The following is a 16,578-nucleotide window of genomic DNA, read 5'->3' on the forward strand; positions in this document are numbered from 1 at the left end:
AGGGCGGGAATGTGAACGGGCGGAGATCCGGGTCGCCGATCGTTCACGTTCCACCACCCATCCCGATGTGATGTCGAACCCCAACATCATAGCCCATGAAAACCAAGACCCTTCCCCTTCTTGCGACGGCGCTTCTGCTCAGCGCTGCTGCAAGCGCCCAACTGCAGCGCATCGTGCTGCATGGCAGCAGCGCGCCGCAGGTGTACACCGACCTGGCCGCTGCGGTGGCTGCTGCCCAAAGCGGCGATCGGCTCTACTTGAGCGGTGGCAACTTCACCGTAACGGGCGACCTCGTGCTCGACAAGACCCTGCACTTCATCGGCGCGGGCGTGAACCCGGACAGCACGAACGTGACAGGCCTCACCGCCATTGCTCCCACGGGATCAACGCAAGTGCTCACCGCCGCCTTGAACAGCACGTTCACGGGGATCCGGTTCATCAACGTCATGCAGTTCGGCAACGGAACCACTGATTACTCACCGACGAACGTGGTCTTCCAGCGCTGTGAGTTCATGTCCTACACGCACCTCAACGCGGGCTCCACGAGCACCTTCGATGAGTGCGTGTTCCGGCACCGCTTCTATGGATACGGCGGATCGGCTGTTGTAACGCGCTGCCTCTTCCCCTTCGCGGGCAATGCGACCCATGGCACCATCAGCGGCTTCAGCACCGGAGGGCTCTTCCTAAGCAATTGCGTGGTGCTCGGCGGACGGCTGAACGGTTGCGACTACTCCACCGCCCGGAACTGCATTTTCACCGGGACCGGCGCTCCTTTCTACCAGAGCAACGGCATGACGATCGTGAACAACCTGATCGTGAGCGCCTCCCTCGTGGGCAACATGAGCGGCTACACGGAAAGCGGCAACATCCTGGGCGCTGACATAGCGACCATCTTCGTGAACCCCGCCAGCGATTGGCACCTGCTCCCCGGCAGCCCCGCGATCGGCATGGCCAATGATGGCAACGACGCCGGTCTGTACGGTACGCATTCGCCCTACAAGCCGGGTAACGTGCCTTACAATCCGCACTATAGCCAGGCCGCCATCGCTCCCAGCACCGACTGGAACGGCGCATTGCCTGTACAGATCCGCACGGCGGCACAAACCCACTGAGCCATGCGAACCTTCATTATCCATATGCAGCTGATGACAGCCTTTGCGCTGTTGCTCAGCGCGGGCACCGCCGATGCCCAGAACATCACCGGGTACCGGTACTGGTTCAACGACAACATTGCGGATGCCACGGTTGTGAACACGGCTCCTGCACCTGCGGTTGATGCCGAGATCATCCTGAACAGCGCTTCGCTGGCACCCGGCCATCACCTCGCCACCATCCAATTCCGCGATGCCGATGGGCTGTGGAGCGCACCCTGGTCGAGCCTGTTCGTGCAACGGAGCGGCACGGTGAGCGCGATTGAATACTGGTTCGATGATGAAATCGGCGACGCCACGACGGCCAGTGTGACGCCCGGTCCGGCGCCACTGATCACCGCACCGCTGGATGCAACCGCATTGCCCGTAGGATTCCACACCGTGACCGTGCGCACGATCGATGCACAGGGTGAGCGCAGTGTGCCCTTCACGGAGAACTTTACCCGCAACGGTGGCCTGATCACCGGCTACGAATACTGGATCGACGACGCGATCGCCGACCGCACCATCGCGGACATCGGTCCTGCAGGCGTGGTGGACCTGATCGAGGCGTTGCCCGTGCCCACAACGGATGGAGCGCACACCTTCACCATCCATTTCCGCGATGCGGATGGTGGGTGGAGCGTGCCGTTGAGCAGCAGCTTCAACTTCATCATCGGCGTGGACGAGATCCCGGGCGTGAGCAACTACCTGTTGTTCCCGAACCCGGTGAACGACCAGCTCTCCCTGCGTGTGGATGCGGCCATGGCCAAGGACCTCAGCATCGAAGTGCTGGACGCCAGCGGCCGTACCGTGCAAGCGCTCGGTGCGTGGAATGTACAAGGCACCGCGCATCGCAGCTGGGATGCCTCGTTCCTTGCCCCAGGCGGGTATCTGCTGCGCATCTCCAGCGAAGACCGCACCATGCAAATGCCCTTCGTGAAGCAATGAACCCCATCAACCGAACGACCATGACCAGAAAACTCATCCTCCTCGCGTTGATCGGAACAGCCCTTCACGCACAGGCCCAGCACGCACGCATCGTGGTGCAGCACGCGGGCACCGCACAGGTCTTCAGCGACCTCAGCAGCGCCATCACCGCAGCTCTGCCCAACAGCGATCTCTACCTGAGCGGAGGCTGCTTCGTGCTCCCGACCGGGTTCTCCCTGAGCAAGACCCTGCACTTCGTGGGTGCGGGGATCGCTCCGGACAGCACCAAGGCAACGAGCAGCACGATCATCACCTCTGCCGACGGTTCAACCTTCATGCGCCTGGAGAGCGCGGCATCGGGTTCCACCTTCACCGGCATCCGCTTCAACATGGCCGCGAATACGTCGGTGGGCCTTGGCATATCCGCCGTGGACCAGACCGTGGTGAGCGTGGTGTTCACGCGGTGCGCGTTCCAGGAAGAAGTGTATGTCGGCGTGGATGACCCATCCGGATCCTCGGTGGCGTTCACCGAGTGCGTCTTCCACAACCGCTTGCTCGGCGCGGACGGTGCTGCCGCGCAGCTCACGCGCTGCATCCTGGACTACCAGGCGGGCACCGGCGCCGAGGTATCGGGCTTCGACGGTGGCGGGCTGGTCATGCTCAATTGCGTCGGGCTCGGCACACGGATCGGCAACGCTGGCGGTGCAACCATCACCAATTGCGTGTTCACCCGCACCTCCGCGCCTTTCTGGCAAAGCGGTGGTTCCACGTTCACGAACAATCTGCTGGTGAGCGATGCGCTGGTGAGCAATATGAGCGGCTACGTTGAAAGCGGGAACATCCTCGCCGTTCCTATTGGCACCATCTTCATCAGCGAAGCCGATACCGATTTCCAGTTCAGCGACAACCTGCACCTGCTGAACATCTGCCCCGGCGTAGGCGCGGGTACCGATGGCACGGACATGGGGATCTACGGAACGGCATCCCCCTTCAAGGACGGCGCGCTGCCCCATGTGCCGCACTTTGAGCGCACCGAGGTAGCCACTGGCACGGATGCCAGCGGCAACCTGCTGATGCAGGTGCGCGTGGCAGCGCAGGCGAACTGAGCGGACCCCTCTCGTTTTTCGGACCCCTGCCCAATGGGCGGGGGTCTTCGTTTCCGGGCACTGCATCCCTGTTCCTGGAGAGCATCTCCAGAAGGTTGGGCCGCGTGTGTTCACATCTGTGCAGGCACCCCGATATGGAGATGACCCCCACCGCCAACCAACCGCCCAAGCCCTTTCCCATGAGAACCCCTACCCTTTTCGCTGGCCTCGTAGTGAGCATCGCCGCCATAGCAGGCACACCGCCAACTCCGGCCATGCTGGAGAACCTCTCAGGCGCCTCCGTTGGCTTCGAAGAGAACAAGGGCCAGGTGTGCACTGTGGAAGGTGAGCCTGCGCCACATGTCCGTTATCGATTGAGCCAAGGCAACACGCAACTGTTCCTCCTTGACAACGGCATCGCCTACCAGTTCAGCCGACTGCACCATCCACAGCGCAGCCAGGAGGCAGCTCCTCATGCGCGTCCCGATCGTGCGGGGGCAAAGCAAATGGGCGGGGACCTCAGGCTTGAGACCTATCGCATGGACATGGTACTGGAGGGCGCAGACCCCAACTCACGCATCACCACGGAAGGGCGGAGCGATGACTACACCCAGTACTACAACCATGAGGCGCTGGATGTGCACATCTACACAAAGGTGACCTATCACGAGATCTATCCCGGCATCGACTGGGTGGTGTACACCACAGAGAAGGGAATGAAGTACGACTTCGTAGTGCAGCCCGGTGCGGATCCCGATCACATCCGCATGCGCTTCATTCACCATGAAGAACTATCCCTGGACGCCGAGGGCAACTTGATCCATGGCAACCGCATGGGGCGGTTCACCGAAGAGCGGCCGGTGAGTTTCCAAGATGGAAATGAGGTTGCAACGAGCTTTGTCTTGGAAGGCAATGCGCTTCGCTTTGCGTTGGAGAACTATGATCGCAGCCGAACGCTGACCATAGACCCGGCGCGTCTGTGGGCCACATACTACGGTGGGGAGGGCGTGGACTTTGGTTGGTCTTGCACCACGGATGCCAGTGGGAATGTGTACATGGCCGGATCAGCGGAATCCAGCAATGGCATCGCCGCGGGCGGACACCAGAACACCTATGGCGATTTCAGGGACGCCTTTCTGGTCAAGTTCACCGCTACTGGTACCCGGCTCTGGGGGACTTACTATGGTGGGCCTGAGGGCGAAGGGGGCTTCCAATGCGCTGTGGACGCGAACGGAAACGTATTTCTTGCCGGTGAGTCATACTCCTCTTCGGCCATTGCGAGCGGAGGACACCAGAACGCAATCGGCGGTGATCAAGATGCCTTTCTGGCCAAATTCAATGCTGCTGGCGTCCGGCTTTGGGCCACCTACTATGGTGGCACCGGACATGACCGCGGCCTGCATTGCGAAGTGGACGCTGTTGGGAACGTGTACTTGTGCGGCCAAACGTCCTCAACCTCTGCGATGGCTTCCGGTGGGCACCAAGATGCGTATGGCGGCGGAATGGATGATGCATTCCTTGCCAAATTCAACCCCACCGGAACACGTCTATGGGGTACATATTACGGTGGGAACGCTGGTGATGCTGGCTATTCGTGCACAGTGGATGCCAGCGGAAGCGTTTTCCTGTCCGGCAGTACAGGTTCAACGAGTTCCATTGCCAGCAGTGGCCACCAGAATACGCTCGGCGGATCATACGATGCCTTTCTGGTCAAATTCACAGGCAGCGGCTCCCGTATATGGGGCACTTATTATGGCGGCACTGGCGGTGACCAGGCGTGGCAGTGCGCGGTGGGCACGGATGGCGATGTCTGCCTGGCCGGTTCGACCTCATCCACTACCAATATCGCCAACGGGGGACACCAAAACATTTACGGAGGAGGAACCAGTGATGCCTTCATCGCAAAGTTCAACACGAGCGGTACGCGCATATGGGGTAGTTATTACGGTGGAAGCGACGAGGACTTCGCCTATTCCTGCGCAGTTGACGCTGCCGGGAGTTCGTACCTGACCGGCTTCACATCCTCTACCTCTGGTATTGCCATCAATGGACACCAGAACACCTACGGCGGCGGCGCTTCGGATGCCTTCCTTGTGAAACTTGGCGCGAACGGTGATCGTGCATGGGGGACTTATTACGGCGGGACTGGGTTCGAGGGTGGGTTCTGGGAACCAACTTGGTTCGTCAGTGGCCGATGTACTGTAGACCTCAGTGGCAACGTGCTCCTGGCCGGTATCAGCACCTCCACCATGAACATTTCAGCAAATGGGTTCCAGAACACGTTCGGTGGGGACCACGACGCCTTCCTCGTCAAGTTCGAGGATCGCTCGATCGCCACCAGTGTTATCAATGGTCCGATCTGCACTGGCCAGGCAGTGAGCGTGCCGTTCACTGTATCGGGAGCATTCAACGGCGGCAACACATTCACTGCCGAACTGTCCGATGCGTCAGGCAGCTTCGCAAGTCCGGTTGACATCGGCAGCCTGAGCGGCACGGGGAGTGGCACCATCAGCGCGAGCGTTCCGCTCGGCACTACGCCTGGGTCGGGTTATCGCATCCGGGTGGTTGGCAGCAACCCGATCGTGGAGGGAACGGACAACGGCACGAACCTCACCATCAACGACCGCACAACGAATTGCACCTGCGCTGATGTTGTTGAGAGCGAGCTCAACAACACCGCTGCTACCGCGAATGCCATTGCCTACGACACGCCGTTGAGCGGAATCACAGGCCCGTGTTCGCTTCCAGACAATACCGTTGATCATTACAGCTTTACCACCACCACGCAAGGCGTGTTGCGCGTGGAGGCTTGCTTGTCCAACACCGGTCCTGCACCGCTCAACGTGACTTTCCGGGTGCTCAACTCCGCAGGAACCACACTGGGCACCTTCATCCTGCCAGCCGGTGCGAACAACGTACCGGTGCCCGGAGCGTTCGAGCTCCCATGCCGCGGAATAGCATCCTACCGGATCGCAGTGGACAACCCGAGTACCGTGCATTGCACGAACTACGCGTTCTCTTACACCATGCTGCCACCCGTCTTCGCGAACGATCCCGAGCCCAATGATGGGCTCGGCGTCAGTGCTACACAACTGGCCTACAACACCGACCAGGATGGCCGGAACAATTTCGACGGCGAAAGCACCTACGACTACTACCGCATCCTGCTGCCGACCAACGGTATTCTGAACATCGACGTGCAGGCCGAACATTCGGGCGCTGCACCGGGCACCATGACCGTCGCCTTGCTCTCCAGCGGCGGTACCGTGTTGCAGACCTGGCCCGTTGCCGTTGGCGCGAACAGTGTACCCGTGAGCAGCACGGTGAGCATCACCTGCAGGAGCACGGTGAGCAATTATCACATCCGTATCAACTCAGCGGTCTGCGGAACGTCGTACCGTTTCAAGTACACTGTAACACCACCGCTCTTCGCGGGCGATGTAGAACCGAACAACGGAACGCCGGGCACCACGGCTGCACATGATACTTACATGGACGGCAATCTCCAATTCGATGGGGAAAGCACCTACGACTACTACAACATCGTGCCCCCTCACAACGGTGTCATGACCATCGAGGTACAGGCCGAGCATGTGGGTGCAAGCCCGGCGACCATCGATATGGTGCTGTATACGACGGCCGGCATCACCATTCAGACCTGGAGCGTGCCGGTGGGTGCGAACAGCACGGCCACGACAACGACCGTGAGCATTCTCTGCCGAAGCTCCACAACCGACTATGACCTGCGCTTCGCTACCACGACCTGCGGTGTTTCCTACCGCTGGAAGTACACGATGACCGCACCGTTCTTCGCCAATGATCTGGAGCCGAACAACGGCGGAGGAGGAAGTACGGAAGCACACGACACCTGGTACGAAGGCCAGATCGGCTTCGACAACCAGACCGACGATGATTACTACAACCTCGTTCCGCCCTTCAATGGCGTGATGAACGTTGAAATACAGGCGGAGCACGCCGGTGCCAGCCCCGGAACGATGGAGGTGGAACTGTACACCTCTGCGGGCATCAGCATCCAGTCATGGACCGTGGTGGCCGGTGCGAGCGGCGTTCCTGTGACCACCGTGGTGAGCGTGCCCTGCCGCAGCAGCACGACCGACTATGACCTGCGCTTCCGGGATGTGACCTGCGGTGTTTCGTACCGCTGGAAGTACACGATGACCGCTCCGTTCTTCGCCAACGATCTGGAACCGAACCAGACCTACGGCGGCAGCACCGAAGCGGACAGCACCTGGTACGAGGGCCAGCTCGGCTTCGACAACCAAACTGACGACGATATCTACAACCTTGTTCCTGCCCACAATGGTGTGTTGAACATCGAGGTGGAGGCGGAGCACACTGGCGCAAGCCCCGGTACGTTCAACGTCGAGTTGCTCACCACTGCGGGTATCACCATCCAGTCATGGACCATGGTGGCCGGTGCGAACGGTATTCCCGTGAGCACCACGGTGAGCGTCCCTTGCCGCAGTTTCACCACGGACTATGATCTGCGCTTTTCGGATGTGACCTGCGGTGTTTCGTACCGCTGGAAGTACACCATGACCGCACCGCTCTTCGCCATCGATGCGGAACCGAACGAAACCTATGGTGGCAGCACAGAAGCGGACAGCACTTGGTACGAGGGCCAGATCGGCTTCGACAACCAGATCGACGACGATATCTACAACCTTGTTCCAGCTACCAATGGCGTGATGCACATCGAGGTGCAGGCGGAGCATACCAGTGCAAGTCCGGGAACCATGCAGGTGGAATTGTTCACAACGGCCGGGATCAGCATCCAGGCATGGACCATGGTCGTGGGCGCGAACGGCGTTCCGGTCACTACAGCAGTGAGCGTGCCCTGCCGCAGCCACATCACCGACTACGACCTGCGTTTCCGCGATGTGAGCTGCGGAGTTTCCTACCGTTGGAAGTACACGATGACGCCGCCGCTCTTTGCGGAGGATGTGGAACCGAACAACACCACACCGGGCACGGCGCTCGCACATAACACCTACACCGAAGGGCATCTTGCTTTCGATACGGAAAGCACGTACGACTATTACCGCATCATGCCTGACTTCAATGGCATGGTGAACGTGGAGCTGCAGGCCGAGCATACGGGTGCTGTTCCGGGGACCATCACCGTACTTCTCTTGAACACCGCTGGCACCACGCTGCAGACCTGGACTTTCCCAGTGGGTGCCAATGGCGTACCTGATACCACCACGTTCAGTCGCACATGCCTTAACGGCGGTACAAGCTATGATCTGCGCCTGGCATCGTCCGTATGCGGCGCATCATACAAGCTCAAGTACACACTTACGCCCGCCGTCTTCACCAACGATACCGAGCCGAACAACAGCACCAGCCAGGCCTTCGTGCTGCCCGAAACACAGACCGCGCAAGGACAATTGAATTTCGGAAGCGACAATTTCGATGTCTATCGGGCGAACCTCTCTGGCGACGGGGTCTTGAACGTGACCCTTGAGGCCGAGCATGCGGATGTACAGACCAACGCGCTCGTCACGGTACAGCTGTTCATCAGCACGGGCACTGTGTTGCAGACCTGGACTGCACCGATAGGTGCCGGTTCCATTCCGCTCAGTACGGTGCTCAGCAAGACATGCCTGGGAAACACACTCCCCTATTATTTGAGCGTAAGCTCCAGCATCTGCGGCACATCCTACCGGATCAGCTACACGGTGACACCACCTGTCTTTGCGAACGACGTGGAGGCCAACGACGGAGGAGGCCTGGCCCATGACACGTACGCCGAGGGTCATCTTGAGTTCTACAACCTGGGTCCTTACGACACCTATAACATCGTTCCACCGATCAATGGGGTGATGACCTTCGAGGTACTGGCCGAACATGTTGGTCAAGTGGAAGGCTCGATGGAGGTTCGACTCATCAACACGGTCGGGATCACCATACAGGTCTGGACCATTCCGGTCGGTGCGAACGGTGTGCCGGACACCAGCACGTTCAGCATCAACTGCCGTGGGTTCACCACGGATTATGACGTACGCCTCTCCTCCGCGACATGCGGTGCCAGCTACAGATGGAAGTACACGATGACCGCACCGGTATTTCCAAGCGATGCGGAACCGAACAACCAAACACCCGGAGGCGTCGGCTCGCCAGTGGCGCATGACACGTATCAAAATGGCCACGTCGAGTTCGATTCCCAGACCGACCATGATCTGTACAACATCGTTCCTCCCACGAACGGGGTGATGATCTTCGAGGTACAAGCCGAACATGCAGGCGCCGTTGCGGACTCCATGGAGTTGCGCCTTTACACATCGGCTGGCATCACCATTCAATTCTGGACCATCCCTGTGGGCGCGAACGGTGTTCCCGTCACCAGTACGTTCAGCATCCCCTGCCGCACATCCACCACGGACTACGACGTGCGCATTATCTCACACGCTTGCGGTACCAGCTACCGCTGGAAGTACACCATGGCCGCGCCGGTCTTTGCGAACGATGTGGAGCCGAACGGATCCACGGGCCAGGCGATCGTACTGCCCGTGGCCACTCCGATGACAGGGCAGATCAATTTCGGCGGCGGGGAGAACAACGACTATTACCGCATCAACCTGCCGACCGATGGTGTATTGAACGTGACGATCGAAGCGGAGCACTCTGGCGCCTCCACGACGGAGACCGTTGGCGCACGCATATCGGTGAGCACGGGAACCACACTGGCGACATGGGACGCTGCGGTGGGAGCCAGTTCGACCCCCGCGAGCACTTCGTTCAGCTTGAGTTGCCGCGGCATGGCGGTTCCCTACTACTTGAACCTGGCCAGCAACGTCTGCGGTGCCTCGTACCGCGTTAGTTGGACCGTTACACCGCCTGTTTATGCCAATGACCCCGAGCCCAACAACAGCAGTCCCGGCACCCCCATGGACCTGAATGCGGGGGAACAACAGGGTCACATCGCCTTCTACAATACCACCGACGATGATTACTACGCGTTCACACATCCAGGCGGACCGTGGTCTGTGACCATCAGTGCTGAGCATGTGGGTGCCGGCGCAGGTTCAATGCCCTTGGAGGTCCGCAACAATCCGGGCACGCTATTCGGTTCGTTCACAGTACCTGTCGGAGGTTCCTCCACACCAGTAACGACGACGTTCACAATTCCATCGCTCGCAGCGGGTTCCATCTACCGCTTGATCGTGAAGGACGGCACTTGCGGTGTGAGCTACCGTATCCATTGCTACGATGATGATGGGGACGGCACCTGCAACGCCTTCGATCTCTGTGCTGCTGGACCCGAGCCCGGTACGCCTTGCGACGACAACAATGGTGCGACGACCAACGACATCATCCTGGCGAACTGCGTATGCGCCGGCACCTTGCTGGCCAATGATTGCAACGGTGTGCCCGGCGGACCTGCGCTTCCAGGTACAGCATGCAACGACAACAATGCCTGCACGACAGGCGATGTGCTCGATGCGAACTGCAACTGCGCCGGGGTGATCGCTGATGCGGATGCCGATGGCGTGTGCGACGCGAACGACGATTGCGCCAGCACACCAACAGGTGAAGGTGTGAATACCGACGGCTGCTCATGCACACAGGTGACGGTGGACGATGGCGATCCCTGCACAGCGGATATCTGCGTGAACGGATCGGTGACCCATCCGTTCGAGGATACGGACAACGATGGTACTTGCGATGCCAACGACATCTGCCCCGGCGGTCCTGAACCCGGAACCACCTGCAACGACAACAACGATTGCACCACCGGTGATGTAATCGGTACGAACTGCCTGTGTGCAGGAACCTTCGCTGATGCCGATGCGGATGGCACCTGCGACGCCAACGACCTCTGCCCCGGCGGACCCGAACCCGGCACCACCTGCAACGACAACAACGGCGCAACGATCAACGACATCATTCAGGAGAACTGCGTGTGCGCCGGCACGTTGCTGGGCAATGATTGCAACGGCGTTCCGGGCGGCCCTGCGATCCCCGGCACCACATGCAACGACAACAACCCCTGCACCACCGGTGATGTCTTCGATGCGAACTGCCTCTGCGCAGGAACCTTCGCTGATGCGGACCAGGACGGCACGTGCGACGCCAGTGACCTCTGCCCCGGCGGGCCCGAGCCCGGCACAGCATGCAACGACAACAACTCAAGCACCGAGAATGATGTGGTAGGATCGGATTGCGCCTGCGCTGGAACGCCGACAGGCATCACGTGCACCACCGACCTCGACTTCGTGTACCAGGCCGATGGCATTGATGATCTGTACTGGCAGTTGTTCGAGCAGGGCACCAACAATCCCATGCAGAGCGGCGGCGGCGCCTTGATCGGAAACGGCTCCGAAGCCACCTGCCTGCCCGACGGCTGCTTCTACCTCGTGGTATCCGACAGCGGCGGGGACGGCATCGTGAACGGCGGCTACCTGCTGAGGATCAACAGCAGCGTGCGCCTCATCGATAACCAGTACGGAATCTTCGGCGAAGGCGGATTCACTAGCGGGGCCAACAGCCAGATCGATGGCAACGAGGGCTTCTGCCTGCCCGTGGGCACCGACCGGCTGATTTTCACCAGCTGCGACAAGCGCGATTGGAAGACCAGCCCCTGTGGCGGTGAATACGTAGTGGCCAATGGCAATCAGGACGTGAGCAATGAGTACGGCGTGAACAACGCCAACAGCGGCTATCAGATGTGGTGGTTCGCGCCCAACGGCGGTTACAGCTTCAAGCGCTTCCAGAGCCACAACACGAGCAACGGACTGCCCGCCAGCGACACCCGTGCCTGCCACTTCCGCATCAATGGCTGGGCCGGCAACCAGCTGCAGGAAGGACAGTTCTACAACGTGAAAGTGCGCGGCCGCGTGAACGGCGATTACAACGCCTGGGGACCTGCCTGCCGCTTTATGCTCAACAGCGCTGGAGCCCAGTGCCCCCGCACCAAGCTCATGGACCTGCCCGGCAACCAATACTTGAGCTGCGGACAAAACCGCGCCATCGGCAACAACGTGTACGTGCATGCCAAGCCGGTGCGCCGCATGAACAACAACTGCAACTGGGTGAACGCGAACCGCTACCAGTTCCGCTTCCGCATCCCATCGGAGAACATCACCATCGTGAAGACCAGCGCCACTGGCCAGTACTGGGTGAACACCAACGGCCTCACCTGCGGCAAGACCTACGAAGTGGATGTGCGCGCGAGCTTCGACAATGGCGCTACCTGGTGCCACAGCAGCGACCCCTACGGCGACATCTGCCTGCTCACCACCACATGCAGCTTCGGCATGGCTGAGGAGAGCTCTTCAAGCGCAGCCGGTCAGTCCGAGCGGAGCGTGGGACTGTACCCGAACCCCAACAACGGCGACCAGCTCTTCGTGAGCCTGAGCAACGTGGAGGAGGGTGTTGAGTCGATCAACGTGGATATCTACGACAGCTTCGGCAAGCGCGTGGCCCAGCGCACGATCGGCGTGCAGGACGGCCTCGTGAACACCACCATCGACCTGAACGGGGAACTGGCCGGCGGCATGTACATGGTGAGCATCGCTGCAGGAAGCGCGATCCACACCGAGCGACTGGTGATCCAGCGCTGAGGACGCAGTGACACAATATGGCTGGGGCCGGTTCTTGCGAACCGGCCCCAGCTATTTGCGGAAGGACTCAACTCATTCAAGCTTGAACGCGATGGGCAGGGTCATCTGCGCACTCACCGCCTTGCCGCCGGATTGAGCGGGCTTCCATGCGGGCATGCTCCGCACCACACGGAGGGCCTCGTTGTCGATATCCTCGCGCACGCCACGCTTCACGGAGGCATCGGCCACCTGACCGTTGGACTTCACGGTGAACACCACGAACACCTTGCCTTCCACGCGGTCGCTCTTCGCGGAAGCAGGGTAAGTGAGATTCGCCCCGATGTACTTGATCAAGGCCTCTTGTCCACCGGGGAATTCCGGTTGCTGGTCGATTCCTGGAAACGTCTTCGCCTCGGATGCCGGGGCGATGATGGCCGGGGCGGCTTGCCAGGAAGACAGCGTCACGGCGAAGGCGAGCAGCGGGATGCCGAGCAGGAGCTTGCGGCGCGCAAGGCGCGGGGAACGGGTGTTCTTCAACATGGTCATGCGGTGTTTGAGGTTGTTTGATCCGAACGAATTGAGGAGCGAGGCCGTGGGCACCCCGAATGCTTGGGCGAGCAGCAGGGCCTCGTAGTGGGGATGGCGCATCCGGGCAATGGCATCCGCCTCGAGCTCATGCACCAGCCGCAGCTCACGCAAAGCCAGTCGCCAGGCCGGATTGCTCCAGAAGAACGCGGAAGCTGCCTCATAGAGGAGCACATCGAAAGAATGCCCGCGTGAGGCATGCACGCGCTCATGCGCCAGCAGCGCGGCTTGATCCTGCTCCACGACCGAAGCAGGGATGTGGATCCGGTTGAAGAATGAGCGCGCTTCGCCGGATGATGCCGCCACAGCGCGGAAGGCGGTGACACTGCGCGCGGTCAGCACGATGAGCAGCAAGGCGGTCAGTGCCAGGTGCGCGACCGCTGCGATGCGCAACCAATCCGTGCCATGCGCTCCGGGCAGCGATGAACCGGTGTTGCTGATTTCCGGCAAGCGGATCGTCATGGCTGTTGCGGCCAGGTGACCGGAGGGCAGCAGGGGCAGCGCAATGGCAAGCAAGGCGGATGCAAGCAACCAGAATCGGCGCGCGGCATACCAGGTCTCGCGTCGCAGCAACAGATGGTAAGCGCCGAGGAGCGCGACGAACACGAGGTTCGCTTTCAGGTAGTAGATCAGGGCGTCCATGTCAGCGATTCTTCTTCTTGGCTTGGATGAGCTTCAGCAGTTCCTCCAATTCTTGCGCGTCCAGCTCTTCGCGCTCGATGAAGTGGCTCAGCAGCTGGCGGGGAGATCCTCCGAAATAGTCCTTCAGCAAGCGCTTGGCGTTGCCCTGCCCATACGAGTCCTTGTTCAGCAGGGCATGATAGCGGTGGCTGCGGCCGAAGGCCTCATGGCCCACATAGCCCTTCTCCTCCAGGATGCGCACGATGGTGCTCACCGTGGTCACAGCCGGGCGGGGCTTCGGCATGGCCGCCACCACATCCTTCACGAAGGATGGCCCAAGCCTCCAAAGCACCTGCATCACCTGCTCTTCGGCCTTCGTCAATCGCTCCATGGCGGCAATTATAACTATGAATATAGTTGTATGGCGAGATTCTTAGTTGAAAGTGACGTGCCGTTCAAGGAGCGGGGCCTTTTCGCGGAGGAACGGCGTCGGGTCAGTCGGCATTCGGACCTTGTGGCCGGTATGACCACAGACCAGGACCGCATCATCTTCTTCGACGGCGTTTGCGGGCTGTGCAACCGCTTCGTGGATCGCTTGCTTCGGATCGACCGCGGCGGCATGTTCCGCTTCGCCCCGCTGCAAGGCAGCACCGCGCATGATCGCCTGCCGGCCGGCCTCGCCGATGCGCTGAGCAGCGTGATCTATCTCCGCGAGGGCGTGGTGCTCACCCGATCCACCGCTGCGCTCCGGATCCTCATCGACCTGGGCGGTTGGCGGCGCGTGCACCGCATCTGGTTCGTGTTCCCGCGCGCGCTGCGCGATGCGGTCTACGATTGGGTGGCCCGCAATCGCTACAGCTGGTTCGGGAAGCGGGATGCTTGCAGGCTGCCCAATCCAGAGGAACGAAGCCGCTTCATGTCCTAGTCCCTTGAACGTCCGTCGCGCTTCAGGTCTTTCTCCTTCTCCTTGAAATAGCGCCTGAAGAACCAGTTGCGCTGCAGCGCCTTCAGGTTCTCGTTGAGGAGTTCGCTGCCCTGCTCCAGGTTGGCGAGGGAGCGGCGCACATCACTGGCGACGATGGTGTCCTGCGTGAGGGCATGCGCGAGGCCTTTGGGATCATTGAGCCCGGTGCTGAAGCGCTCCACCTCGCCAGCAGCGCTTGACAGCGAGTCGCTGAGAAGCTGCAACTGCTGGAGCAGGCCCTTCACCTGCTGCTCGGCCACCGGATCGCCGATGAGCGTGCCCAGTGCACCCTTCCCGTCGCGCACGTCGGCGATGAGGGCATTGGCCTGCTGGGTGGCTGAGCGCGCCGCTTGGGCCGTAGCATTCAATTCCGAGAGCGAGCCCCGCAACTGCGCGGCGAGCGCCGTGTCGCTGAAGAGGTCGAGCACGCTTCCGGGACGATTGAGCCGCTCGGCGAGCAGGCGCAGGTCGGTGGTGATGGCGGCAAGGTTGTCGTTGGTGCGGTCGAGCGTCTCCAGCATGGCGTCGGTGTCCAGCGGAATCGACGTGTGCAGCATGGAGCCATCGGTCACGGGCTCACCGGGGCCATCGCCGGGCTCGATGTTCATGAGCTTGTTCCCCATGAGGCCGTCGGAGCCGATGCTCACGATCGCATTCGTGCGAATGTGGGCCGCCTGGTCCTCGCGCAGGGCGACATCGACCCGGACCGTGCTGTCGTTCATGATGGTGAGGCGCTCCACCGTGCCCACATTGATGCCCGCGTAGCGCACGTTGTTGCCGGGACGCAATCCGCCCACCTGCCGGAATTCAGCGCTTACCGTGATGGTGCTGCTGAAGAGGCCGCGCTTGCTCCCCAACAGATACAGGCCGAGCACGAGCAGCACGGTGCCGGCCAGCACGAAGAGGCCCAGGCGCACGGCGACATTCCCTTCCTTGGCCATCACATGAAGATGAAGAATGAGCGCACCACGGGGTCGTTGGAGGCGCGAAGATCGGCGTAGCTCCCCTCCACATGGTTGCGGCCTTCGTGCAGCACGATGATGCGGTTGGCGGCCAGCTTGGCCACATTGAGGTCGTGCGAGATGATGATCGACGAGGTGTTGTAGGCGCGCTGCAGCTGGAGGATCAGCTCCACGATCTCCTTGCCCGTGATGGGGTCCAGTCCGGTCGTGGGCTCGTCGTAGAGCACGACCTCGGGTTTCAGGATGAGCGTGCGCGCCAGGCCGATGCGGCGCTTCATGCCGCCGCTGAGCTCACTGGGGTACATGCGCCGCGTAAGCGGAAGGCCGACGGCAGCCAGCACCTCATCGACAAGCGCATCCGTGTGCTTGGGATTGCGCGCTATCCAATGGCGCCGCAGCGGGAACTCGAGGTTCTCCTCCACCGTCATGCTGTCGTAGAGCGCGCTGCTCTGGAAAAGGAATCCGATTCGTACGCGCAGGCGGTCGAGGGCGTCCTGGTCCAGTGCCAGCACATCCTGACCGAGCACGCGGATCGTGCCGGCATCGGCTTCCAGCAGCCGCATGATGCACTTGATGAGCACGCTCTTTCCGCTGCCGCTCTTGCCGAGCACCATGAGGTTCTCGCCTCGGCGAAGATCCAGATCGAATCCGTCCAGGACCACGTTGCTGCCGAAGGCCTTGCGCAGCCCGCGCACCTCCACCACGCATTCGTCGGTCATCCCCATCGCTGCATGC

At 61.0% G+C, this 16,578-nt stretch carries 9 protein-coding genes; 5 read left to right on the plus strand and 4 right to left on the minus strand.

What is annotated here, in order from left to right:
- The first annotated feature begins 95 nt into the window (after window positions 1-95).
- From IPM12_05690 to IPM12_05705, 4 genes are all read left to right on the plus strand, one after another.
- On the plus strand, window positions 96-1,112 hold the full coding sequence (locus tag IPM12_05690; GenBank protein MBK9147300.1) for a hypothetical protein: 1,017 nt from the start codon (window positions 96-98) through the stop codon (window positions 1,110-1,112).
- A gap of 3 nt (window positions 1,113-1,115) precedes the next feature.
- Window positions 1,116-2,081: a T9SS type A sorting domain-containing protein gene (locus IPM12_05695; protein MBK9147301.1), complete on the plus strand. Its 966-nt coding sequence runs from the start codon at window positions 1,116-1,118 to the stop codon at window positions 2,079-2,081.
- A 20-nt stretch (window positions 2,082-2,101) separates the two neighbouring features.
- Window positions 2,102-3,166 carry a hypothetical protein gene (locus IPM12_05700; GenBank protein ID MBK9147302.1) on the plus strand — a complete coding sequence of 355 codons (1,065 nt, stop codon included), beginning with the start codon at window positions 2,102-2,104 and terminating at the stop codon, window positions 3,164-3,166.
- A 179-nt stretch (window positions 3,167-3,345) separates the two neighbouring features.
- Window positions 3,346-12,732, plus strand: a complete 9,387-nt coding sequence (locus tag IPM12_05705; GenBank protein MBK9147303.1) for a T9SS type A sorting domain-containing protein — start codon at window positions 3,346-3,348, stop codon at window positions 12,730-12,732.
- 72 nt (window positions 12,733-12,804) lie between these two features.
- Here IPM12_05705 and IPM12_05710 read toward each other — a convergent pair whose 3' ends face one another.
- On the minus strand, window positions 12,805-13,938 hold the full coding sequence (locus tag IPM12_05710; protein ID MBK9147304.1) for a TonB family protein: 1,134 nt from the start codon (window positions 13,936-13,938) through the stop codon (window positions 12,805-12,807).
- Between the two features lies 1 nt (window position 13,939).
- Window positions 13,940-14,308 (minus strand): BlaI/MecI/CopY family transcriptional regulator, encoded by a 369-nt coding sequence (locus IPM12_05715; GenBank protein ID MBK9147305.1) that lies wholly within the window; start codon window positions 14,306-14,308, stop codon window positions 13,940-13,942.
- A gap of 132 nt (window positions 14,309-14,440) precedes the next feature.
- On the opposite strand from IPM12_05715, the gene IPM12_05720 reads away from it, so the two are divergent.
- Window positions 14,441-14,842: a DUF393 domain-containing protein gene (locus IPM12_05720; protein ID MBK9147306.1), complete on the plus strand. Its 402-nt coding sequence runs from the start codon at window positions 14,441-14,443 to the stop codon at window positions 14,840-14,842.
- Here IPM12_05720 and IPM12_05725 read toward each other — a convergent pair.
- Complete coding sequence (locus IPM12_05725) at window positions 14,839-15,822, minus strand: MCE family protein (protein ID MBK9147307.1); 984 nt, start codon at window positions 15,820-15,822, stop codon at window positions 14,839-14,841. The genes IPM12_05720 and IPM12_05725 overlap by 4 nt on opposite strands.
- The gene (locus IPM12_05730) at window positions 15,822-16,562 is read right to left on the minus strand and encodes an ATP-binding cassette domain-containing protein (GenBank protein MBK9147308.1); all 741 of its coding nucleotides are present in this window, start codon (window positions 16,560-16,562) and stop codon (window positions 15,822-15,824) included. Before IPM12_05730 ends, IPM12_05725 begins: the two co-directional genes overlap by 1 nt.
- Between the last annotated feature and the right edge of the window lie 16 nt (window positions 16,563-16,578).

Source organism: Flavobacteriales bacterium, from assembly GCA_016716605.1.
GTDB lineage: Bacteria > Bacteroidota > Bacteroidia > Flavobacteriales_F > PHOS-HE28 > PHOS-HE28.